At 68.3% G+C, this 22,403-nt stretch carries 21 protein-coding genes and 1 tRNA gene; 8 read left to right on the top strand and 14 right to left on the bottom strand.

Features of this window, described 5'->3' with window-relative positions; all coding sequences use genetic code 11:
- Positions 1-100: 100 nt before the first annotated feature.
- Positions 101-184 (bottom strand) — tRNA-Leu (locus tag AB0D12_RS05710).
- A gap of 318 nt (positions 185-502) precedes the next feature.
- On the opposite strand from AB0D12_RS05710, the gene AB0D12_RS05705 reads away from it, so the two are divergent.
- From AB0D12_RS05705 to pknB, 6 genes are all read left to right on the top strand, one after another.
- A complete protein-coding gene (locus AB0D12_RS05705; protein ID WP_327324823.1) occupies positions 503-1,357 on the top strand; it encodes a DUF3662 and FHA domain-containing protein in 855 nt (284 codons plus the stop codon).
- 10 nt (positions 1,358-1,367) lie between these two features.
- Complete coding sequence (locus AB0D12_RS05700; RefSeq protein WP_327324822.1) at positions 1,368-1,883, top strand: FHA domain-containing protein; 516 nt, start codon at positions 1,368-1,370, stop codon at positions 1,881-1,883.
- 129 nt (positions 1,884-2,012) lie between these two features.
- Positions 2,013-3,509, top strand: coding sequence for a PP2C family serine/threonine-protein phosphatase (locus AB0D12_RS05695; RefSeq protein ID WP_362677438.1), 1,497 nt, complete (start codon positions 2,013-2,015; stop codon positions 3,507-3,509).
- A gap of 25 nt (positions 3,510-3,534) precedes the next feature.
- The gene (locus tag AB0D12_RS05690; protein WP_362677436.1) at positions 3,535-4,935 is read left to right on the top strand and encodes an FtsW/RodA/SpoVE family cell cycle protein; all 1,401 of its coding nucleotides are present in this window, start codon (positions 3,535-3,537) and stop codon (positions 4,933-4,935) included.
- Positions 4,932-6,401 (top strand): penicillin-binding transpeptidase domain-containing protein, encoded by a 1,470-nt coding sequence (locus AB0D12_RS05685; RefSeq protein WP_362677434.1) that lies wholly within the window; start codon positions 4,932-4,934, stop codon positions 6,399-6,401. The genes AB0D12_RS05690 and AB0D12_RS05685 overlap by 4 nt, the downstream gene beginning before the upstream one ends.
- A 168-nt stretch (positions 6,402-6,569) precedes the next feature.
- Positions 6,570-8,546: a Stk1 family PASTA domain-containing Ser/Thr kinase gene (gene pknB / locus AB0D12_RS05680; protein WP_362677432.1), complete on the top strand. Its 1,977-nt coding sequence runs from the start codon at positions 6,570-6,572 to the stop codon at positions 8,544-8,546.
- 305 nt (positions 8,547-8,851) lie between these two features.
- On the opposite strand, the gene AB0D12_RS05675 is transcribed toward pknB, so the two are convergent.
- Genes AB0D12_RS05675 through AB0D12_RS05650 form a run of 6 tightly spaced genes read right to left on the bottom strand, consistent with a single transcriptional unit; the run spans position 8,852 to position 13,051 of the window.
- On the bottom strand, positions 8,852-9,526 hold the full coding sequence (locus AB0D12_RS05675; protein WP_362677430.1) for a class E sortase: 675 nt from the start codon (positions 9,524-9,526) through the stop codon (positions 8,852-8,854).
- Positions 9,527-9,559: 33 nt separating this feature from the next.
- Entirely contained in the window at positions 9,560-10,714 is a 1,155-nt protein-coding gene (locus AB0D12_RS05670) for a class E sortase (protein WP_362677428.1), read from the bottom strand.
- Entirely contained in the window at positions 10,711-11,349 is a 639-nt protein-coding gene (locus AB0D12_RS05665) for an aminodeoxychorismate/anthranilate synthase component II (RefSeq protein ID WP_362677426.1), read from the bottom strand. Before AB0D12_RS05665 ends, AB0D12_RS05670 begins: the two co-directional genes overlap by 4 nt.
- The gene (locus AB0D12_RS05660) at positions 11,346-11,519 is read right to left on the bottom strand and encodes a hypothetical protein (protein ID WP_327324814.1); all 174 of its coding nucleotides are present in this window, start codon (positions 11,517-11,519) and stop codon (positions 11,346-11,348) included. Before AB0D12_RS05660 ends, AB0D12_RS05665 begins: the two co-directional genes overlap by 4 nt.
- Before the next feature lie 56 nt (positions 11,520-11,575).
- A complete protein-coding gene (locus AB0D12_RS05655) occupies positions 11,576-12,262 on the bottom strand; it encodes a class E sortase (RefSeq protein ID WP_362677423.1) in 687 nt (228 codons plus the stop codon).
- 45 nt (positions 12,263-12,307) lie between these two features.
- The gene (locus AB0D12_RS05650) at positions 12,308-13,051 is read right to left on the bottom strand and encodes a DUF881 domain-containing protein (RefSeq protein WP_362677993.1); all 744 of its coding nucleotides are present in this window, start codon (positions 13,049-13,051) and stop codon (positions 12,308-12,310) included.
- Between the two features lie 212 nt (positions 13,052-13,263).
- Between AB0D12_RS05650 and crgA the strand changes: the two genes are divergently transcribed.
- Positions 13,264-13,521: a cell division protein CrgA gene (gene crgA, locus AB0D12_RS05645; RefSeq protein WP_362677421.1), complete on the top strand. Its 258-nt coding sequence runs from the start codon at positions 13,264-13,266 to the stop codon at positions 13,519-13,521.
- Between the two features lie 259 nt (positions 13,522-13,780).
- On the opposite strand, the gene AB0D12_RS05640 is transcribed toward crgA, so the two are convergent.
- Positions 13,781-14,683 (bottom strand): rhomboid family intramembrane serine protease, encoded by a 903-nt coding sequence (locus AB0D12_RS05640; RefSeq protein ID WP_362677419.1) that lies wholly within the window; start codon positions 14,681-14,683, stop codon positions 13,781-13,783.
- Positions 14,684-14,848: 165 nt separating this feature from the next.
- The gene (locus AB0D12_RS05635; protein WP_362677417.1) at positions 14,849-15,382 is read right to left on the bottom strand and encodes a peptidylprolyl isomerase; all 534 of its coding nucleotides are present in this window, start codon (positions 15,380-15,382) and stop codon (positions 14,849-14,851) included.
- A 273-nt stretch (positions 15,383-15,655) separates the two neighbouring features.
- On the opposite strand from AB0D12_RS05635, the gene AB0D12_RS05630 reads away from it, so the two are divergent.
- Positions 15,656-16,336: a DUF5324 family protein gene (locus AB0D12_RS05630; RefSeq protein WP_362677416.1), complete on the top strand. Its 681-nt coding sequence runs from the start codon at positions 15,656-15,658 to the stop codon at positions 16,334-16,336.
- Positions 16,337-16,391: 55 nt separating this feature from the next.
- Here AB0D12_RS05630 and AB0D12_RS05625 read toward each other — a convergent pair whose 3' ends face one another.
- The 5 genes from AB0D12_RS05625 to AB0D12_RS05605 all read right to left on the bottom strand — a co-directional run bounded on the left by AB0D12_RS05625 (position 16,392) and on the right by AB0D12_RS05605 (position 22,400).
- Positions 16,392-16,823 (bottom strand): DUF6344 domain-containing protein, encoded by a 432-nt coding sequence (locus AB0D12_RS05625; RefSeq protein ID WP_362677414.1) that lies wholly within the window; start codon positions 16,821-16,823, stop codon positions 16,392-16,394.
- A 278-nt stretch (positions 16,824-17,101) separates the two neighbouring features.
- On the bottom strand, positions 17,102-18,424 hold the full coding sequence (locus AB0D12_RS05620) for a hypothetical protein (RefSeq protein WP_362677412.1): 1,323 nt from the start codon (positions 18,422-18,424) through the stop codon (positions 17,102-17,104).
- A 90-nt stretch (positions 18,425-18,514) separates the two neighbouring features.
- Positions 18,515-19,843 (bottom strand): MFS transporter, encoded by a 1,329-nt coding sequence (locus AB0D12_RS05615; RefSeq protein WP_362677410.1) that lies wholly within the window; start codon positions 19,841-19,843, stop codon positions 18,515-18,517.
- Positions 19,843-21,144, bottom strand: a complete 1,302-nt coding sequence (locus tag AB0D12_RS05610) for an ATP-grasp domain-containing protein (RefSeq protein ID WP_362677409.1) — start codon at positions 21,142-21,144, stop codon at positions 19,843-19,845. Before AB0D12_RS05610 ends, AB0D12_RS05615 begins: the two co-directional genes overlap by 1 nt.
- Positions 21,141-22,400: an ATP-grasp domain-containing protein gene (locus AB0D12_RS05605; RefSeq protein ID WP_362677407.1), complete on the bottom strand. Its 1,260-nt coding sequence runs from the start codon at positions 22,398-22,400 to the stop codon at positions 21,141-21,143. The genes AB0D12_RS05610 and AB0D12_RS05605 overlap by 4 nt, the downstream gene beginning before the upstream one ends.
- Between the last annotated feature and the right edge of the window lie 3 nt (positions 22,401-22,403).

Below are 22,403 nucleotides of genomic sequence, written 5' to 3'. Positions count from 1 at the left end.
TACTCCGCGCTCGGACAGCTACGCGCTCCGAACAACGAGAAACGGGCCCCCACCATGACTTTCGTCACTGGTAGAGACCCGTTTCACCGGTTTCTCTTTGTGCGCGAGGGGGGAGTTGAACCCCCACGCCCTTTCGGGCACTGGAACCTGAATCCAGCGCGTCTGCCTATTCCGCCACCCGCGCATTGGGTGTTGCCGCCCGTCCCCCACCTGTTCGATGCGAGCGCCTGGCGACTTCCAGAAGATTAGCACGCGGCACAGGGTGGATTCACATCCGATTGTTTGGCGGACCCGGTCGGCGAACAGGGGGAACGGAGGGCGGCAGCCCCCCACTCCTTCTGGGTGCACCCTGGGTGCGGGACACTGTCATGAGGCCGCCTCTACGATCCGTGTGAGAGGTGACACTCATCGACGGGGCAGACAAGGGGAACCAGCCGATTTCCCGACGCGTGGATACGATCAGTAAGCAGTACCAGGACGGCAACGACGGAGGAGGTGCCCCATGGGAGTCCTGAAGAAGTTCGAGCAGCGACTCGAAGGTCTGGTCAACGGCACCTTCGCCAAGGTGTTCAAGTCCGAGGTCCAGCCCGTCGAGATCGCCGGCGCCCTCCAGCGCGAGTGCGACAACAACGCGACGATCTGGAACCGCGAGCGAACCGTCGTACCCAACGATTTCATCGTCGAGCTCAGCGCGCCCGACTTCGAGCGCCTGAGCCCGTACTCCGGCCAGCTCGGCGACGAACTCTCCGGACTGGTCCGCGACTACGCCAAGCAGCAGCGCTACACCTTCATGGGACCCATCAAGGTCCACCTGGAGAAGGCGGACGACCTCGACACCGGTCTGTACCGGGTGCGCAGCCGCACTCTCGCGTCGAGTACGTCACAGTCCCCGGAACGGGCTCCGGCAGGCCCCGGCCCCGCCGCTCCCCAGGGCGGCGCCCGCGGCGGCTACGGCTACCCGCCCACCGCCGCACCTCCCATGCCGGCCGCGCCCCCTCCGGGCGTCGGCCGCCCCGGCCCCGCGCCCGTCGCGGACCGACGCCCGGCACCCGGTCCCGGACCGCTGCCGAGCACCCAAGTACGACGTTGGATCGAGATCAACGGCACCCGCCATCAGATCTCCCGCCCGACGCTGGTGCTGGGTCGCAGCACCGACGCCGATGTGCGGATCGACGACCCCGGCGTCTCGCGCCGGCACTGTGAGATCCGGACCGGAACGCCCTCGACGATCCAGGATCTCGGGTCTACCAACGGCATCGTGGTAGACGGGCAGCACACCACCCGCGCTACGCTCCGCGACGGCTCGCGGATCGTCGTGGGCAGCACCACCATCGTTTACCGGCAAGCCGAAGGGTGAAGCGGGGGCAATGTCAGAGCTGACCCTGACGGTCATGCGGCTAGGTTTCCTGGCTGTTCTGTGGCTGTTCGTGATCGTGGCCGTTCAGGTCATCCGAAGCGACCTGTTCGGTACGCGCGTCACGCAGCGCGGCTCACGCCGCAATGCCGACGCGCGTCCGCAGCAGACGCGCCAGGCCGCTGCGCCACCGCAGCAGCGCCAGCAGGCCACCGGCGGCCGCCAGCGCCGCGGTGCGCCCAGCAAACTCGTCGTCTCCGAGGGCACCCTCACGGGCACCACGGTGGCGCTGCAGGGCCAGACCATCACCCTGGGCCGGGCACACGACTCCACGATCGTGCTGGACGACGACTATGCGTCCAGTCGGCATGCCAGGATCTACCCGGACCGTGACGGCCAGTGGATCGTCGAGGATCTCGGGTCCACCAACGGCACATATCTCGACCGGACCCGACTCACCACCCCGACACCGATTCCGCTGGGCGCGCCGATCCGCATCGGCAAGACCGTCATCGAGCTGCGGAAGTAGTACGACAATGAGCGAGCGGAGCGAGCGAGCCGCAGCGGTCCCGACAGCGGACCGGCACGGGCTCCCGACCGGAGGGTGGGCAGTGTGGCTCGAGACCGGCTGTACCCGGAGCCGACGGGCGAGGTGCGCATGAGTCTGTCTCTGCGCTTCGCCGCCGGGTCACACAAGGGCATGATTCGGGAGGGCAACGAGGACTCCGGCTACGCCGGACCCCGCCTCCTGGCCATCGCCGACGGCATGGGCGGCCAGGCCGCCGGCGAGGTCGCCTCCTCGGAGGTCATCTCCACACTCGTCACGCTCGACGACGACGTGCCCGGCTCGGACATCCTCACCTCGCTCGGTACGGCGGTACAGGGCGCCAACGACCAGCTGCGGCTGATGGTCGAGGAGGATCCCCAGCTCGAGGGCATGGGCACCACGCTCACCGCCCTGCTCTGGACCGGCCAGCGGCTCGGCCTCGTGCACGTCGGCGACTCCCGCGCCTATCTGCTCCGCGACGGCGTACTGACCCAGATCACCCAGGACCACACCTGGGTGCAGCGGCTGGTCGACGAGGGCCGGATCACCGAAGAGGAAGCCACCACCCACCCGCAGCGCTCCCTGCTGATGCGCGCGCTGGGCAGCGGCGACCATGTCGAGCCCGATCTCTCCATCCGCGAGGTCCGTGCCGGCGACCGGTACCTGATCTGCTCCGACGGACTGTCCGGCGTCGTCTCCCACCAGACGATGGAGGACACCCTCGCCGACTACCAGGGCCCGCAGGAGACCGTGCAGGCGCTGATCCAGCTCGCACTGCGCGGCGGCGGCCCCGACAACATCACCTGCATCGTCGCGGACGTCCTCGACACCGACTCCAACGACACCCTGGCCGGGCAGCTCAGCGACACCCCGGTCGTCGTCGGCGCGGTCGCCGAGAACCAGCTCCAGCTGAACGACGGCGGCGCCATGCAGACCCCGGCGGGCCGCGCGGCCGGCCTCGGCCGCCCCGTCCCGCCTCAGACTTCCGGCGGCTTCGGCCCACCCGGCAGCGGCGACGGCATGGGGTACGGCGGAATGCCGCCCGAGGGCAGCTTCGGCGCGTACACCGACGAGGACTTCATCAAGCCCCGCGGCGGCCGCAAGTGGCTGAAGAGATCTCTCTACAGCGTGCTCGCGCTGGCGGTCGTCGGCGGCGGTCTGTACGGCGGTTACAGCTGGACGCAGACCCAGTACTTCGTCGGCTCCAAGGACGAGCACGTCGCCCTCTACCAGGGCATCAGTCAGGACCTCGCCTGGGTCTCGCTCTCGAAGGTCCAGAAGGACCACCCCGAGATCGAACTCAAGTACCTCCCGCCCTACCAGCGCAAGCAGGTCGAGGCAACGATCACCGAGGACAGCCTCGACAAGGCGCGAACCAAGGTCCAGGAGCTCGCCGACCAGGCCGCTGCCTGCAAGAAGGACGAGCAGCGCCGCGACGCCGCCGACCGCGCGAGCACTCCACCGCCCGGTGAGGGCGAGGCCGGTGGCACCACCGGCAAGCCCACCACCCAGAACGCCAAGACCAAGCCGACCGCAGCTACTCCGTCTCCGGGTCCCACCCTCTCGGAGGAGGAGCAGAAGCTGGCCTCGAACTGCGGAAAGCAGTAATCGGCCGTAGGGGGCCTTCTCCACCATGAGCGTTGTCACCAACACCACCACGATCGGCGCGATCGAAGCACCGAGCCGCCGCAACACCGAGCTGATGCTGCTCGTCTTCGCCGTAGCGATCTCCGTGTTCGCGTACGCCAACGTGGGCCTCGCCATCAACGGCGCGCTCCCGGCCGGCATGCTCGGATACGGAATCGGGCTCAGTCTGCTGGCGGCCGTCAGCCACCTGGTGGTCCGTAAATTCGCCCCGTACGCGGACCCCCTGCTGCTCCCGCTGGCGACGCTCCTCAACGGCTTCGGGCTGGCGATCATCTGGCGTCTCGACCAGTCCGAGCGCTTCCAGGCACTCAAGACCTTCGCCCCCGCCGCATCCAAGCAGCTGATGTTCTCCGCAGTGGGCGTCGCCCTCTTCGTCGGAGTACTGATCCTGCTCAAGGACCATCGCATCCTGCAGCGCTACACCTACATCTCCATGGTGGTCTCGCTGTTCCTGTTGGTTCTGCCGGTCTTCTTCCCAGCAGTGAACGGCGCCAAGATCTGGATCAACATTCCCGGCGTCGGCACGCTCCAGCCCGGTGAGTTCGCCAAGATCATCATTGCGATCTTCTTCTCCGGCTATCTGATGGTGAAGCGCGACGCCCTGGCCCTCGCCAGCCGCCGCTTCATGGGCCTCTACCTGCCCCGCGGCCGCGACCTCGGACCCATCCTGGTCGTCTGGGCGATTTCCATCCTCATCCTGGTCTTCGAGACCGACCTCGGTACCTCGCTGCTGTTCTTCGGCATGTTCGTCGTGATGCTGTACGTCGCCACCGAGCGGACCAGCTGGATCGTCTTCGGTCTGCTGATGTCGGCGGTCGGCGCGGTCGGCGTCGCCACCTTCGAACCGCACGTCCAGCAGCGCGTGACTGCCTGGCTCGACCCCTTCGCCGGCTGGGGCAAGGAGGCTGCCAGCGAGCAGATCGCCAAGTCCCTCATGGCCTTCGGCTCCGGCGGCACCCTCGGCACCGGCCTCGGTCAGGGCCACTCCGACCTCATCGGCTTCGCCGCCAACTCCGACTTCATCCTCGCAACGGTCGGCGAAGAACTCGGTCTCGCCGGCATGATGGCCGTCCTGCTCGTCTACGGCCTGATCGTGGAGCGCGGGGTGCGCACCGCCCTCGCCGCCCGCGACCCCTTCGGCAAGCTCCTGGCGATCGGCCTCTCCGGCGCCTTCGCCATCCAGGTCTTCGTCGTCGCCGGCGGTGTCATGGGGCTCATCCCGCTGACCGGTATGACCATGCCGTTCATCGCGCAGGGCGGTTCGTCCGTGATCGCCAACTGGGCCCTCGTCGGCATCCTGATCCGTATCAGCGACACCGCGCGCCGTCCCGCGCCGGCACCCGCCCCGTCCCCCGACGCCGAGATGACCCAGGTGGTCCGACCGTGAACAAGCCCCTGCGCCGAATCGCGATCTTCTGCGGGCTTCTCGTCCTCGCCCTCCTGATCCGGGACAACTGGCTCCAGTACGTCCGTGCCGACGAGCTGAACTCGCACAAGTACAACCGTCGCGTCCAGATCGAGCGGTACGCCTACGAGCGCGGCAACATCATCGTCGACGGCAAGCCCATCACCGGCTCCGCCGAAACGAACGACACGGACTTCAAATACAAGCGCACCTACGTCGACGGCCCCATGTGGGCGCCGGTGACCGGGTATGCCTCACAGGCCTTCGACGCCAACCAGATCGAGAAGCTCGAGGACGGCGTCCTCACCGGCAACTCCGATCAGCTCTTCTTCGACCGCACCATGGCGATGTTCACCGGCGACCAGAAGCGCGGCGGCAACGTCGTCACCACCCTCAGCGGCGCCGCCCAGAAGGCCGCCTACAAGGGCCTCGGCTCCAAGAAGGGTGCCGTCGCCGCGATCGACCCCAAGACCGGCAAGATCCTCGCGCTGGCGTCCACCCCCTCGTACGATCCGAGCTCCTTCGCCGGATACGCGGGCAAGGACGAGAAGGCGTGGAACGCTCTCGAGAAGGACAAGGAAAAGCCGAAGCTCAACCGCGCACTGCGCGAGGTCTACCCGCCCGGCTCCACCTTCAAGGTGGTCACCGCCGCCGCCGCGCTGGAGCATGGCGAGGTCGACGACATCAACGCGGCGACGGACACCCCGGAGCCGTACATCCTGCCCAACACCCGCACGCCGATGGTCAACCACGCCAACGGCTGCAAGAACGCCAGCCTGATGAAGGCGCTCGAGGTCTCCTGCAACTCCGTCTTCGCCAAGCTCGGTGACCAGGTCGGCCGGGACAAGATGCTGGAGACGGCGCAGAAGTTCGGCTTCAACAACCCGGAGATCGACACCCCCGTCCGTGCGGCCGCCTCCGTCTACAACAAGACAATGGACCGCTCCAGCAACGCGCTGTCCTCCATCGGCCAGTTCGACACCGCCACCACCCCCCTCCAGATGGCCATGGTCGCCGCGGCGATCGCCAACGACGGCAAGCTGATGAAGCCGTACATGATCGACCAGCTGGAAGCGCCCAACCTCGACGTCATCAAGAAGAACGAGCCGCAGGAGATGAGCCGCCCGCTCTCCCAGAAGAACGCGCAGCTCCTCCAGCAGATGATGGAGAACGTCGTCGAGAGCCCCAGCGGCACCGGCGGCAAGGCCAAGATCGACGGAGCCACGGTCGGCGGCAAGACCGGTACCGCCCAGCACGGCGAGAACAACAGCAAGCGGCCGTACGCCTGGTTCATCTCGTACGCGAAGACCGACAGCGGATCGCCGGTCGCCGTAGCGGTCGTCGTCGAGGACTCCAGCGGTATCTCTCGCGACGACATCACCGGCGGCGGTCTCGCCGGTCCCATCGCCCGCGATGTGATGCAGGCGGTACTGGAGAGCAAGAAGTGACGCGAATCACGTCCACTGTCCATACCTGCACATTGCGATACCGGTCGGGTATCAGGTGACCGTCGCGGGCGGATCAGGCACGGCGTGCCCGGTAGCGTATGCGCGAACAGCACACCGCCGGACCACACACGGGTGCGGTCAGGACTGACGGAGAGGGCTGGAACAGCTATGGAAGAGCCGCGTCGCCTCGGCGGCCGGTACGAACTGGGCTCGGTGCTCGGCCGTGGTGGCATGGCGGAGGTCTACCTCGCCCACGACACCCGGCTCGGCCGCACCGTCGCCGTGAAGACGCTGCGGGCCGATCTTGCCCGCGACCCGTCCTTCCAGGCCCGGTTCCGCCGTGAGGCCCAGTCGGCCGCCTCGCTCAACCACCCGGCAATCGTCGCGGTCTACGACACGGGCGAGGACTACGTCGACGGGGTCTCGATCCCGTACATCGTCATGGAGTACGTCGACGGGTCCACGCTCAGAGAGCTGCTGCACTCCGGGCGCAGACTTCTGCCCGAGCGCACGCTCGAGATGACCATCGGCATCCTCCAGGCGCTGGAGTACTCGCACCGCGCCGGCATCGTCCACCGCGACATCAAGCCGGCGAACGTCATGCTGACGCGCACCGGCCAGGTCAAGGTCATGGACTTCGGCATCGCCCGCGCGATGGGCGACTCCGGAATGACCATGACGCAGACCGCGGCAGTCATCGGCACCGCCCAGTACCTGTCCCCGGAGCAGGCCAAGGGCGAGCAGGTCGACGCGCGCTCCGACCTCTACTCCACCGGCTGTCTGCTCTACGAGCTGCTGACGGTCCGGCCGCCGTTCGTCGGGGACTCCCCGGTCGCGGTCGCCTATCAGCACGTACGGGAAGAGCCGCAGCCGCCCAGCAACTTCGACCCCGAGATCACGCCCGAGATGGACGCGATCGTGCTGAAGGCGCTGGTCAAGGACCCCGACTACCGCTACCAGTCGGCCGACGAGATGCGCGCCGACATCGAGGCCTGCCTCGACGGCCAGCCCGTCGCGGCAACGGCGGCGATGGGCGCGGTCGGCTACGGCGGCTACGCCCCGGACGACCAGCCGACCACGGCACTGCGCCAGGCCGACTCGGCCGGCCAGACCTCGATGCTCCCGCCGGTGAACCCGGACGACGGCGGCTACGGCGGTTTCGACGACCGCCCGGACCGCCGCCGCCAGAAGAAGTCGAACACCTCGACGATCCTGCTGGTACTCGCGGGCATCCTGGTGCTGGTCGGAGCGGTACTCATCGGCAAGTCGGTCTTCGGCGGCGACGACGGCAACAACAGCACTGTGCCGGTGCCGCTGCTCGTGGGTAAGCCTTACCAGGAAGCCGAGCAACTGGTGATCAACGCCGGCGTCAAGATCCACAAGTCCGGCACGCAGCGGTGCGACCAGCCGAAGGGCAGCGTCTGCAGCCAGACTCCCAAGGACGGCAAGATGAAGCAGGGGGAGACCGTCGAGGTCGTCGTCTCCGAGGGCGCCCCCAAGATCGAGGTCCCCGACGTCACCGACAAGCCGGTCGACAAGGCGACGGACATCCTGGTGAGCAAGGTCTTCAAGGTCGAGACCAAGGAGATCGAGTCCGACCGGGAGCCGGGCACGGTGATCGACCAGAGCCCCAGGGGCGGGGGCCAGGCCGAAAAGAACTCGACGGTCACCCTCACCGTGGCCAAGCAGACCAAGATCAACGTACCTCCCGTCGTGGGCCAGCAGTTCGACGCCGCGAAGAACCAGCTCGAAACCCTCGGGTTCCAGGTTGTCCGGAGCGACGTCGATTCCGATAAGGCGTTGGGCGAGGTCATCGAGCAGGACCCGTCGGGCAACTCGAAGGCGGCCAAGGGAGCCACGGTCACGCTGAAGGTCTCCAAGGGCCCGCAGCAGACCGCCCAGGTGCCCCAGCTGTTCACCCAGACACTCGGCCAGGCCAAGCAACTCCTCGCCCAGGCGGGACTGCAGCTCGGCACCGTCGACGGTCCGAACGACGACAACGCCCGGGTCGTCGCCCAGGACCCGCAGGCCGGTCAGCCGGCGACGCCGAATCAGCCGGTCAATGTGAAGACCATCGCCGGTGACGGCGGGGGCAACGGGAACAACGGCGGCGCCGGCAACGGCGGAATCTTCGGCGGCGGCTAGCAGCCCTCCGCCCGCCGTACGGCGGGCACAACGAGGAGCCCCGGCACCCTTGATGGGTGCCGGGGCTCCTCTTTTGCACCGCGACGAGCTTCGAGCCAGTGGCTACCGCCTTCTGACTGGACTGAGGTCCCCCAAGGACCTCCGTCAGATGCAGTCGCGTACACCATCACTCAACATCGCGACGCTGCTCACCGACAGCGAAGCCGCTGGTCAGGTACGTACTCCGTCCACAACCCCGTCGAGCGAACACCGAGGGGAACTGATCGGCCTACGCCAGGACACCCAGCGCGTCGAGGCAGGCTCCGTCAGCGCAGCTCCGCCGGCGGCGTACGGTCCTTGTCGACCTTCTCCATACGCTCCAGCTCGCCCCACACGACGTAGCGGTAGTCCGAGGTGTAGACGGGCGTGCACGTCGTCAGTGTGATGTAGCGGCCCGGCTTCGACTTCCCCGACTCCTTCGGGACCGGCTGCAGCACGTCCACGTTGTACTTCGAGGTCTCTTTGAGCTCGTTGTAGACCTTGTAGACGTACCAGGTGTCCCGGGTCTCGAAGACGATCGGATCGCCGTTCTTCAGCTTGTGGATGTTGTGGAACTTCGCTCCGTGCCCGTCCCTGTGCGCGGCCAGCGTGAAGTTGCCCTTGCTGTCCCAGGGGAGCGCCGACTTGATCGGGTCCGCGTAGTAGCCCGCGATGCCGTCGTTGAGGCTCTTGGTGTCGGTTCCCTTCTTCACCAGTACCTCGCCGTTGCTCATGACAGGTACGTGGAGGAAGCCGATGCCGTCCTTGGTGTCGAGCGCGCCAGGAGCGCCGTTCCAGCCTTCGCGCATCTGGTCGCCCTGCTTGGAGGCCGCACGGTCGGCGAGAACGTTCGTCCACCACAGCGAGTAGACGACGAAGAGCGCCAGCACCACGCCCGCGGTGATCAGCAGTTCGCCGAAGACACTGATGACGCCGGCGATCCGGCTACGCGCACGTGCCACTGCACCTGTTCCCGTCTTGAAGTCCCACAGCGTTCAGCCGACGAGCGCGTCGGGTTTGCCCTTGCTGCGCGGCCGTTCCTCGACCATCTTGCCCCACACGATCATTCGATACGTACTCGTAAACTCCGGCGTACACGTCGTCAGCGTGATGTACCGGCCCGGCTCGGTGAATCCGGAGCCGGGCGGCACCGGACCGATCACTCCCACGTTCGACGGCGAGGTCTGAGGGAGGGTACGCACCGTCTTGTACGTGTAGTACGCGTCCTGGGTCTCAACGACGACCAGGTCCCCCGGGTTGAGACGATTGATGTAACGGAACGGTTCGCCATGGGTGTTGCGGTGGCCCGCGACCGCGAAGTTGCCCGACTTGTCCGCGGGCATCGCGGTCTTGAGCTTGCCCTCGCCGTAGTGGCCGACCATGCCGCGGTCGAGGACGTTGTGCTTGCTGATGCCTTCGGCGATCGGGACGACCACGTCCAGCTTGGGGATATACATGATGGCGAAGCCCTGCCCGGGCTCGAACGCACCGGGCTTGCGGCCCTTCGCCCAGTCGTCCTGGATCTTGTTCGTCTCCTTGCCGGCCTCCTGACCTGCGCGTATGTTCGTCCACCAGAGCTGGTACGTGACGAACAGCAGCATCAGCACGCCGAAGGAGATGAAGAGCTCGCCGATGGCGCGGCTGGCGATGACGGCGGGGCTGTCCTTGAGCGCACGCGCGGCACGGCGGGCCTCGACGCGCGAAAGAGGCTTGGCGGGCGCGGCGTCGGCCCCGGCCGGGACGGCGGCAGCGGGCTGAGCACGCCTACGGCCCCGGCCGCCCTTGGCCGCCTTGCGGCGCTCGGCCCGCCCCGGACCTGCAGGAGTCTCCGCGGCGCGACGCGTGTCCGCCGTGCGCAGCGCGACGGTCTCGTCGTCCGGTACGGGTATCGGCTCGGACACCGGTATCGGCGCGGGCGCGGACATGGGTTGCGGCTCGGGAACCGGCTCCTGCTGTACGTACCAGTCCCGCTGATAGCCCTCAGGATCGTCCACGGTGTACTGGCCGTACCCGGACCACTCCTGAGGCTGCGGCTGCGGCTCCTCCGCCTCCGGAACGCTCGGGGCCTGGAACCACGGCGAGCCGTGCCCCCTCGGCGGCAGCGGGCCCGTCAGAGGGTCGTACTCGTCCTCAGGGCCTACGGCACTCACGCCAAGGCCTTGCCCACCACCGGTGCGAGCCCCGCCGAACGGCCGACCGCCCCGGTATCGCCGCACTGCTCCAGCCAGTTGGCGAGCATCAGATGGCCGTGCTCGGTGAGGACCGACTCGGGGTGGAACTGCACGCCCTCGACGGCCAGTTCACGGTGGCGCAGCCCCATGATGATGCCGTCCGCCGTCCGCGCCGTGACCTCCAGCTCGTCCGGCAGATCCGCCGGCTCGGCCGCCAGCGAGTGGTAGCGGGTCGCGGTGAAGGGCGAAGGCAGCCCGGCGAATACGCCCTTGCCCTCGTGCGCGACCAGCGAGGTCTTGCCGTGCAGCAGCTCGGGCGCGCGGTCCACCACACCGCCGTACGCCACCGCCATCGACTGCATCCCCAGACAGACGCCGAAGACCGGAACACCGGTGTCCGCGCAGTGCCGCACCATGTCGATGCACACACCGGCCTGCTCGGGCGCTCCGGGACCGGGGGACAGCAGTACGCCGTCGAAACCGTCCTGCGCGTGCGCGAGTTCGACCTCGTCGTTGCGGCGGACCTCGCACTCGGCGCCGAGCTGGTACAGGTACTGGACGAGGTTGAAGACGAAGCTGTCGTAGTTGTCGACGACGAGGATGCGTGCGCTCATCGGGGCGCCCCCGCTCCGTCGACCGTCACATCATTGAACGGAAGCAGCGGCTCCGCCCACGGGAAGACGTACTGGAACAGCACGTAGACGACCGCCAGAGCGAGCACGAGCGAGATGAAAGCCCGCACCCATGCGTTGCCCGGCAGATGCCGCCAGATCCAGCCGTACATGCTGTCCCTTTCCGTTCGGTACCGCACCAGACTAAAGGGCGGCAGGGGCACATGGGTCAGCTGTGCAAAGCTTCCGGTTTGCCGTCGGTCACAGGCTGGGTGGCGTCCAGATGCGCCCAGGCGATCAGCCGGTGGCTGCTGCCCCATTCCGGATCGCAGGTGGTCAGCGTCAGATAGCGGCCCGGGCCGTCGAATCCGGACTTGCTCGGGACGGGGGCGATGACGCCGACATCGCTCGGCACGGTCCGGTACGGCTTCCTGTCGATGCGGTACGTGAACCAGGTCGTACCGTCCGTCAGCACGACCGCGTCCCCGGGACCCAGCTTGGGGAAGTCCTTGAACGGATCGCCGTACGTGCGGCGGTGGCCGGCGACCGAGAAGTTGCCGCTGCCGCCGAGCGCGGCGGTGGAGATGTAGTGGCCGAGGCCCTTGTGGAGGGTACGCGCCTCGGTGCCCTCCAGAACCGGCCAGTCCCAGCTCCTGCCGAAGCGGGGGATGTACATGACCGCGAAGGGTTTTCCGTCCTCGTACGCCTTCGGGGCGGGAGTCGCGGTGCGACCGGGCGCGGGCGCCTCGACCGGGCCCTGCGACCACGCGTCCTGGAGCTGATCGATCTGGCCGTCCGTGGCGCTACCGGCCTTGATACCGGTCCAGAACAGCACGTACACCACAAAGAGCACGATCAAGGTGCCGACGGTGATGCAGAGTTCGCTGACGGTCCTGACGATCAGACGCACCGACACCGGCTCCCCCAAGCGCTGCCCAGCCCAGCCCCGCTCTACCCAGTACTACCCAACGGGCTTCGCGTAGTGGAGATCCACTGTGCCCGAGTAGCCGGGGAGAGTCACCGCCTCATGCTCGCCGACTTTCCAGCCGAGGCCGTACGCCTTCACATACAGCTGGTAGTTCTGGATCGCCGGGGAGGCGGTGAGCGCCTTCTTGAGGGCGCTCTGGTCACCGACAGCGGTGATCTTGTACGGCGGGGAGTAGACGCGGCCCTGGAGGATCAGCGTGTTTCCCACGCACCGCACGGCGCTGGTGGAGATCAGCCGCTGGTCCATGACCTGGATGCCCTCGGCGCCGCCCTTCCACAGGGCGTTGACGACGGCCTGCAGGTCCTGCTGGTGGATGACCAGGTCATTGGCCTGCGGCTCGGGGTAGCCGGGGGCGGCCTGCGCGTTCGGCGGGGCGTCGTTGAGGGTGACGGTGACGGCCGGCCCGCTGAGCTTCTTGGTGCCTGCGGCCTGCTCCAGGGCGTTCAGCTTCACATCCTCGGCCTTGGTGGAGCCGTCGTCGCGCCGGGCCAGGGCGTCGACGTCGGCGCGTACCGCCGCCGTGGACTCGTCGAGGGCACCGTTCTTGGTGCTGCGCTGCTGGATCAGGTCGGAGAGCTTCAGCAGCGAGGCGTCCGTACGGATATTGGTGCCCTTGGCGGTGTTGAAGCTGGTGACGAAGATCAGTCCGGCAAGAGCGAATACGGCAGCCGTCAACAGCCGGACCGTCCCGCCCGTCACCCAGCCACCACCCCTCATCGGACTTCGCCCCTCTTCCTCTCCGTCGAAGCGGTGAACCGGCCCTTGGGGGGAGTCGGCAGAAATGCTCAACGTACCCTTATCTCCTCAGGCCCCGCGGAAGCACTACGCTAACGGACGCCCGGGGGCGGCAGTGGTCCCCCTCGCTCCAGCCCCGGCGCCCGCCACAGTTCCCTGCGCGGTCACGCAGCGCATCGACAGGAGAGTCCCTCGTGCCGAAGTCACGTATCCGCAAGAAGGCCGACTTCACGCCGCCGCCGGCATCGAAGCAGGCGACAACCATCAAGCTGACGAGTCGCAGCTGGGTCGCACCAGTGATGCTCGCGATGTTCCTCATCGGGCTCGCATGGATCGTTCTCTTCTATGTGACCGAGGGCGATCTGCCGATCAAGAGCTTCGGCAACTGGAACATCGTCGCCGGCTTCGGTTTCATCGCCGCCGGCTTCGGCGTCTCGACACAGTGGAAGTAGCTGTTTCGCAGCCCGCCCGTCAAGCCCTGCCCTGAGGTTATCCCCAGCGTTATCCACAAGCGGGGGAAAAGGTCTGACGATCTGTGGATAACTCTCACAGCATTGACGCCGGTGTGACTGCATCGGCCATGTTGGTGAAGCGACCCGCCCCTTGTCCCTGCTGGGAAAAGCCCAGCTCAGCGACAAGGGGCACGCTTGTTCCCCACAGCGTGCACAAGATCCGACACACGCTGTGGACAACCTTGGGGAAAGGTCTCGCTCAGGTGAGCGAAGCGGTCCTCACCAGCACGGTCACGACGATCGCCAGGAAGACCACGGCACAGGTCCCGAACTGCACCAGGTTCCGGTGCTCGCGGGGGGCGTGCACCAGGCCGAAGGCGATGACGATGCCCGCGATCAGGCCGCCGATGTGCGCCTCCTTGGCGATGCCCGACCAGGTGAAGGTGAAGAGCAGGTTCAGCGCGAGCAGCGCGATGACCGGCCGCATGTCGTAGTTGAGGCGGCGCATCAGTACGGCGGTGGCGCCCAGCAGCCCGAAGATGGCGCCGGAGGCACCCAGAGAGGCCTGGTTCGGGGACGCGATCAGATATGTGAGGGCGCTGCCGGCCAGTCCGGAGAGCAGGTAGAGCGCGAGGTAGCGGACCCGGCCCAGCGCCTGCTCCAGAGGGCCGCCGAGCCACCACAGGCCCAGCATGTTGAAGGCGATGTGCCACACCTCCTGGTGCAGGAACATCGAGGTGAAGAGCCGGTACCACTGGCCCTCGGCGACACCGTCCACCGGGACGAACGGCGTCGGCGGCCACTGTGCGATCAGAGCCAGATCGTTGACCACGCGGTCGCTGGCCGCCGCGGCGATGAACACCGCGATATTGATGACCAGCAGGATCTTGGTGACGAGGTGGGGGTGGGCCGCCACCGCACCGCCGGCGAGCGTGCGCGGCTGGTTCGCCGTCGGGCCGTGTCCCGTACCGGATCCGGTACGGATGCATTCGGGACACTGGAATCCGACCGAGGCGCTGACCATGCAGTCCGTGCAGATCGGCCGCTCGCAGCGGGTGCAGCGGATGCCGGTCTCGCGGCCCGGATGCCGGTAGCAGCTCGGCAGGCCGTGTTCGGCCTGCGGTTCCTGTGGCTCCTGTGGACTACCTGGCGCCTGGTCCATGAGGTCCCCTCAATCTCCTAGCTCAACACACCGCCCCGTCCATCCTTACGGACGGACGGGGCGAATTGGTTCCCCGGGGGCAGGCACGGGTTCACACACAGGATCAGCGCAGAACCGAGCCCGGGACCCCGCCTGGGACCGCACCCGGGGACCAAGCCCCGGTGATCAGCCCTGGCGGATCTCGACGACGACCGACTCGATCACGACGTCGTTGAGCGGGCGGTCGGTGCGCGGGTTGGTCTGGGCGCCGACGATGGCGTCCACGACCTTCTTGCCCGCGTCGTTGCTGACCTCACCGAAGATGGTGTGCTTGCGGGTCAGCCAGGCGGTGGGCGACACGGTGATGAAGAACTGCGAGCCGTTGGTGGCCGGGCCGGCGTTGGCCATGGCGAGCAGGTACGGCTTGTCGAAGGCGAGGTCGGGGTGGAACTCGTCCTGGAACTCGTAGCCCGGGCCGCCGGTGCCGTTGCCCAGCGGGTCACCGCCCTGGATCATGAAGCCGCTGATCACACGGTGGAAGACCGTACCGTCGTACAGCTTGTCCGTGGACTTCTTGCCCGTCGCCGGGTGGGTCCACTCACGCTCGCCCTGGGCGAGCTCGACAAAGTTCTTGACCGTCTTGGGCGCGTGGTTCGGCAGAAGCCGGATCTCGATGTCGCCTTGGTTGGTCTTCAAGGTGGCGTACAGCTGCTCGGCCACGATCTGCCTTCCGTAAGTCTTCTCTGACGTCCAACGATCCTCGCACGCGAGAGACGCCTACGGATAAAAGCCGCCGAGTCGCCGCCGGAGCGGCGCGTTGTGAGGCGAACCGTGGCATTGTCGTCCACAAAGCTCCCGACATGACCCGGATGCCCGCCCCACATGCCGGGGCGGCACTCAACAGGCATGATTTTCAAACGGGTGGAAAGGCGAAACTGTGCCGAACTGGGGATAAACCCCAGACCCCAGAACGCCACCGACGAGGAGGATCCCGTGACCCGCATGGACAGCGTGCGCGCCGCGACCGGTACGGCGAAGGAGAGCGTGCAGCACGCCGCGGAAGTGGTGGCGCCCTACGCCGGGACGGCCAAGGAGCACGCCGCGCATTATGCGCACGAGGCCGGCGCACGGCTCGCGCCCAAAGTCTCGAAGGCCGCTGATCAGGCCCGTGTTCAGTACTACGTACGTGTCGCGCCGCATGTGCCACCGAAAGTGGACAAGGCCGCGCACCGAGCCGCGACCAAGGCCCGGAAGGCCGCTCGTCAGGCGGCGGACTACACCGTTCCGCGTGTCGAGCACGCGGTGGCGGTCGCTCAGCCCGTACGAGAAGAGGCTGCGGCCCGCTCGGCTGCCGCGCTGGCCGCACTGCGCGGACAGGTGACGGCCAAGGAGATTCAGAAGCTGGTGAGGAAGCACGAACGGCGGTCCAAGGCCGGACGCCTCGCCAAGGGTGCCGCAATCATCGGCGCGGTGGTCGGCGGAGCTTTCGCCGCTTGGAAGTGGTGGGACAAGCAGGCCAATCCCGATTGGCTGGTGGAACCGCCCGCTGCCACGGAGGTCTCCGACCGCGCCCCGCTGGCGTCCGTCGACGGCAGTGGACAGGATGATCTCGACCCTGAGGTGCAGGCTAAGCAGGATGATGCGGAGGGTTCGGATCGCGACGATCGCCGCTGACCGGGTACCGCCCTTGTGGCCTGTGGCGCCGGGAGACGTGAGTGCTCCCGGCGCCTCATGCCGCGGCGAGCGCCGGTTCCGCGACGGGGGCGGGGGCGGACCCGGAGGCGGGTGCAGACCCTGATGCGGACCGTGGTGCGGGGGCGAAGCTCAGTGAGCCGTAGGCACTGTCGGCGTCGATCCCTTGCAGATGCCGTGTGACGGGCGAGGAGCCATGGGCTTCGGCGTGAATACGCTGCTTGATCGTGGGCGGCAGCGACCTGTCGCGTGCCGTGGGGCTCCATCGCGTATTCGGCGCCGGCAATGTCGCCCGGAGGGCTCGTGCGGGCACCTGCTTCGGCAGGCTCGGCAGGGCCGGCTGGTCCGGCGTCTGCAGGGCGGCCCCCTGCGCGGCGGTGGCCGCGGTGGTCAGCCCCATCGAGGCGAGCAGCGCAAAGAGCGCGGCAATGAATGCGGTCCACAGATTCTTGACCTTGAAGGCGGCCATGACCCCTCGCTTTCGGGTTGAGCGATCTACATACCTTTCTCATGATGTGTACGCATCTCGAGAAGTGGGGGAGCGACGCCACCGCTGTGCAGTTCTTCGGATGAACACCACCCGGACGGTCCAATGACGGCCCTATGAAATGGCAAGGCGCGGTTGAGCAGAGCCCGGCAGTGACCGGAGCCGGCCACGTCCGGAGTTGCGTGGCGGCATGGGTGATGTATGCACCCGGCGGTACACAAGGGCACGCGGGACGCGCAGGCGGCCGAGGACGAACGGGATCACGCCGGCACGAGGAACGGGCCACTGGTCCGGCAGGCGGGGTTGGCTCCCATCCCCACCACGGCTCCCTCTCCGTACGGCAGGGCGCGGATGTGTGAGCCCGCGTATCCGTCGGGAGTCAGAAACACGTCCCAGGCGGCCATCCAGTCCTCGGTGCGGCCGGTCTCGGGGGAGACCACGGGCTCGCGCCGCGGCACCACCCGCTCCTGGGCGATGAAGCCGCGGCCCGCGGTCTCGTCGAGCACCTGGCGCCATTCGAGGTCGGTGAGCTCCCAGCCGACGTGAATGCCGGAGCCGGCGAAGTCCGCACGGGGTTTGACGATCAGCTGCTCCCGGTGCTCGCGGCAGTGCTCGACCAGCGCGGGGGTCAGCTCCCGGGTCCAGGGCAGCACCCGGTCGACCAGGTCCTGCTCCGCGGCGGTGAACGCCTCCCGGCCGCGTTCGTCGGACAGCAGCGCGAGGCAGCCCTTGTTGGCGTACAGAGAGCTCTGGAAGGTGGTGAACAGCACCACCCGGCCCTCCTCGTGGGCGCGCAGGATCGGCTCGATCGACTCCTCGCCGCCGGGGGTCCGGACGGTCTGGGCCGCGGAGAAGTAGCGCAGCACCACATCGACGGGAGTGCCGTCGAGCAGTAGTCGGCCGTTCTGCTCACGGATCTGGCTGACCTCGCCGACCCGCAGGTCGATCCCCAGGCGCTGCATCATCTCCTGGAAGGAGCGGACCAGATGCAGGTACGGGGCGAGGCCGCCGTCCCCTTCGACGAGCGCGACCACTGGGTCCGCCCCGTCGGTCAGCGGGGCTGCGGCGGTGCGCAGGGCGGCGGCGATCCGCTCGCCGGTGTGTACGTAGGTCAGCCGCTGTTCCTCGGCGAAGTCCCGGAAGTCCGGGACGTCGAGGAGTGCCCGCTGGATCTCTGCCCGGTCGGCTCCGCCGAGTTCGCTGCCGACGTTGAACTCCAGCAGCTTGAAGGAGGTGCCGTCGTGGTAGATGTCGGCGCGGCCGTACGGGACGGGCTCGCCGTCCGAGAAGCGACACATCAGGGCGGCCTGCCGCTCCGGTATTCCCAGGGCCTTGCAGTACGCGTCGAGGTCGCCGCCGAAGAGGCGGTCCGGGAGCTGGGTGAGGAGGTCGAAGATCGACCGTATGTCGGCGGCGAAGCCGCGCATCTGCGGCTCGTCGATGAAGAACGGCCGGGGCAGCAGCCGGTGGCCGCAGGACTCGTGGAACAGCGGCGGGAACTCGGCGCGGGCCATCGCGTGGAGCAGCCCGGTCTTCCCGTTCAGGCACTGCTGGTTGTAGGTCTCGGTGACGCGCTCGGACATGACACGTCCCCCCTTCGGGCTTGGCGGTCTGGGTGGAGTGCGGCTTGTGCGGTGCAGTGCGGTGCTGATGCGGTGCTGATGCCGTGCGGTCTATTCGGAGGGCAGTTCGCGCATCGTGCGCAGCGGGGAGAGGAACACCGGCAGCCAGGCGACGGCCAGGCCCACGGCCCCGGTCCCCAGGGCGGCACGTACGGAGACGTACTCGCCGATGAGCGCGGCGAGCGCCGCACCGATCGCCAGCGCCCCGGTGAACAGGAAGCGCATGGTGGCGTTCATCCGGCCCAGCAGCGCGTCCGGGGTGACGCGCTGGCGGAAGCTGACCATCAGCACGTTGTCGACGCCCATGCGGATCGTGACCAGCAGCCAGCAGCCGGCCGTGAGCCAGAGCCACGCGCCACGGTCCACCACCAGCGGTACGGCCAGCGCGAAGGGGGCGGTGGACAGACCGAGGATCCAGGGCGCCCGGCCGGCGCCGAGGCGCTCTCCCACCCGGCGGGCCGCGAGCGCGCCCAGGAAGACGCCGACGCCGCCGACGGAGAGAAAGAGGCCGACGGTCCACACCGAGAGGTCCAGTTCGTCGCGGAACAGCACCGGGATCATCGTGGTGATGGCGAAGACGGAGAGATTGGTGCAGGCCCCGGCCAGTGCGACCGGCCGCAGTACGACATGGCCGAAGACGAACCGGACACCTTCCCCGATCTCCGAGGCGAGGTTCTTCCGTATGTGGGAAGGCTTGTCCTGCCGCTTGCGGATCCGGGTCAGGCAGAGCGCGGACCACAGGAAGCCGAACGCGTTGGCGAGCACCGCGACCGGCGCGGTGAGGGCCCCCACCAGGAAGCCGCCGCCGCCCCTGCCGCCCACCTGGAGTGCCGCGTCCCAGGCGCCCAGCTGCGCGTTCGCCTGGACCAGCCGGTCCCTGCCGACGAGGTGGGGGAGATAGCTCTGGGCACCGACGTCGAAGAAGACGGTGGCGCAGCCGGACAGCAGCACCACCGCGTAGAGCTGCTCGATGGTGAGCAGGTCCAGCCAGGCGGCGGCGGGCACGGAGGCGAGCAGCGCGGTACGCACCAGGTCAGTGAAGATCATGACCCGGCGGTAGCGCATCCGGTCCACCCAGGCCCCGGCCGGCAGCCCGATGAGGAGGAAGGCGACGGTGGACAGCATGCCCAGCAGGCCGACCTGGCCCGGTGACGCGTCGAGTGCCTCGATGGCCACCAGGGGCAGGGCGATGTAGCCGATGTGCGTGCCGACCTTGCTGACCACGGCCGCCGCGAACAGCATCCGGAAGTCGTGGTCACGCAGGAGCGGGACGGTCTCCGTGCTGTCGGGGGCTTCCGCGTCCGCGCTGCCGGCGGCCGCCGCGTCCTTGCTGTCGGCGGTGTCCGCGTCGTTGCTGCCGGTCTTCCTCGGTGTGGTCATCAGGCGTCCCGCGCTCCGTCCGCGGCCGGGGCGGTGTGGAAGCGGAGGATCTCGTCGACCTCGGCGCAGCGGCGCGCGGCGTCCGGCGTGTCCTTGCCGGTGGCGATGACGTATCCCATGGCCCGGTCCCAGCCGGCCCGGATCGCGGGCACGGCGTCGCCCACGTTCATCTGCAGCAGCACCCCTGTGTCGGCGCCGGAGAGCTCCACCAGCCCCGGCACTCCGGGCAGCTTCGTACCGACCGGCGCCTGCCGCACCTCGATGCCGGACTCCGTCAGCCGCTCGATCCCGTCGAAGCCGGTGATCACGCCGGGCTCGGGCGCGAAGAAGCGGATGTGGCCGGCGCCCACCGCTTGGGGCGCGTGCTCGGGCAGTTCCTCGATGGAGAGCGGGACGGACAGGAACATCCGGGAGAAGTCCAGTCCGTAGGCGCGCCGCAGGATGGAGGGGGTGCCGCCGCCGCCCATGCGGCTGTGGGACTCCAGCATGCGCGGGCCGTCCGGGGTGAGGATGAACTCGGTGTGGGTGGGGCCTTCCTGGAGGCCGACCTCGTTGAGCAGGGCGACGGTCTGCGCGTGCAGCTCGCCGGTCCACTCGGAGCCGTACGCCCCGGGTATGGAGTGCTCCATTTCCACCAGGTACTCGTCCAGCACCGAGGTCATCAGAGCGACCGGCAGATGCCGGCCGCCGAAGGAGAACGCCTCGACGCTGATGACCGGGCCGTCAAGGAACTCCTCGGCGAGCGCCCTGGGGTAGCCGGCGGCGCTGAGCGCGTCCCAGGCGGCCGTCGCCGCCTCCTTGTCGTCCAGGATGTGCACATCGGCGCTGGCGGTGCCGTCGACGGGCTTGACGACGATCCGGCCGCCGATGGTGTCCAGGAACGCGGTGAGGGACTCCGCGCTCTCGACGACCTGGTACCGGACCGGGCTGACGCCGGCCCGGGCGAGTGCCTCGCGGGTGAGCACCTTGTCGTACAGGGCGCGTACCGCGGCCACGCTGTTGCCCGGCAGACCGAGTTGCTCGACGACGACTGCGGTGGGGACGGCCCCGGCCTCGCTGGTGGTGAGCACCCGCTCGAAGGGGCGCTCCTCGTGCAGCGGGCGCAGTACGTCCAGCAGCGCGCCGGCGTCGGACAGGTCGGCGTGGACAATGCGCTCGCAGTGGTCCTGCAGCATCTCCTCGTACATGCCGGGCATATGGACCAGCACCACGTCGAGGTCGAGATCCTTCGCCGACATCACCGAGTGGGAGTGCCCGCCGACGACGGCGATACGGCGCCTGGTGCTGGTGGGGCTGGTCATTCGGTCTCCAGTCGAAGGGTGGTGGTCATCTCCCGGAAGGCCGGGTCGAGTTCGTCCTCGGTGTCCACGGTGAAGATGAGGTGGCCGTGGCCCTGGAAGGTCTGCGGCGGTACGAGCAGCTGGTCGCCCGGCGTCTTGTAGATCTGCACCTCGTCGACGCGTGGGTCGGCGCTCACCTCGTCGAGGCCGACGGCACCGGTGAACGTGCCCGCCCTGTCGGGGAAGATGTTCCAGAAGCCGACCGGGGTGGCCCGCTCCTTGGGCTCGATGCGCGGCGCCCGCCCGCTCGCGAGGTCCAGCACCGCCTCGACCATGTCGACGCCGGTGGAGAGCAGGACGGACCGGTAGATGGGGCCGCCGCCCATCCGGGCCGCGGCCTCCAGCACCACCGGTTCGGCGTCACCGCGCAGCCGGAACTCCACATGGGTGGCGCCGGTGGTGATGCCCAGCGCGCGGTGTACGGCCACGGTGGCCTCCTCGACCGCCCGCACTGTCGCTTCCGGGAGCCGGGTCGGGGTGCAGGCGTACACCTCTTCGAAGGTGGGCCCGGTGGGCAGCGGCTTGTCGTGGATGGCGAGGATGCGGGTGGCGCCGTCGTGGACGAGCGACTCGACGCATATCTCGGCGCCGGGCACGAACTCCTCCAGCAGCAGCCCGCCTTCGTACTCCTGGTGCGCCGCGCTGTGCAGCGGGTCGTAGGTGAAGCCGTCCCAGGCGCCCTTGAGGAAGAACTCGAAGTGCTCGTCGAGCTCGTCCTGGTTGTCGACGCTGCGTACGAACATGCTGCCGGTGCCCAGCACCGGCTTCATCACCAGCGGGAAGCCGGTGTGGCGGGCGATCTCGCGGGCCTCGTCGAGGGAGTGCGCGATGCCGTAGCGGGGCTGCGGTACGCCGCCGGCCGCGAACGCCTCGCGCATGACCCATTTGTCGCGGGCCAGCCGCGCGGTCCGCTCGCTCACCGAGACCAGCCCGAACTCGGCCGCCACCCGGGCGGCCGAGGGCACGGGCGCCTCGGCGAAGGTGACCACCGCGGAGAACGCCTCGCTCTCCTCGGCCGCGAGGGCCTTCACCGCCGCCAGCGTCTCGTCGATGCTGCTGGTGTCGGCGATGACGACCCGGTCGACGTACTCCGCCTCCCACTCGGGGTCCTTCATCACCAGCAGCAGACGCTCACCGTGCTCGTGGGCATACTGCTGGGCCCTGGCCAGATGACGGCGGCGGCTGAGGTTCTTCTTGTGGAGTACGAGGATGCTCATGGC

Source organism: Streptomyces sp. NPDC048479 (genome assembly GCF_040651435.1).
GTDB lineage: Bacteria > Actinomycetota > Actinomycetes > Streptomycetales > Streptomycetaceae > Streptomyces.
This window is presented reverse-complemented; position numbering and strand designations above follow the sequence as displayed.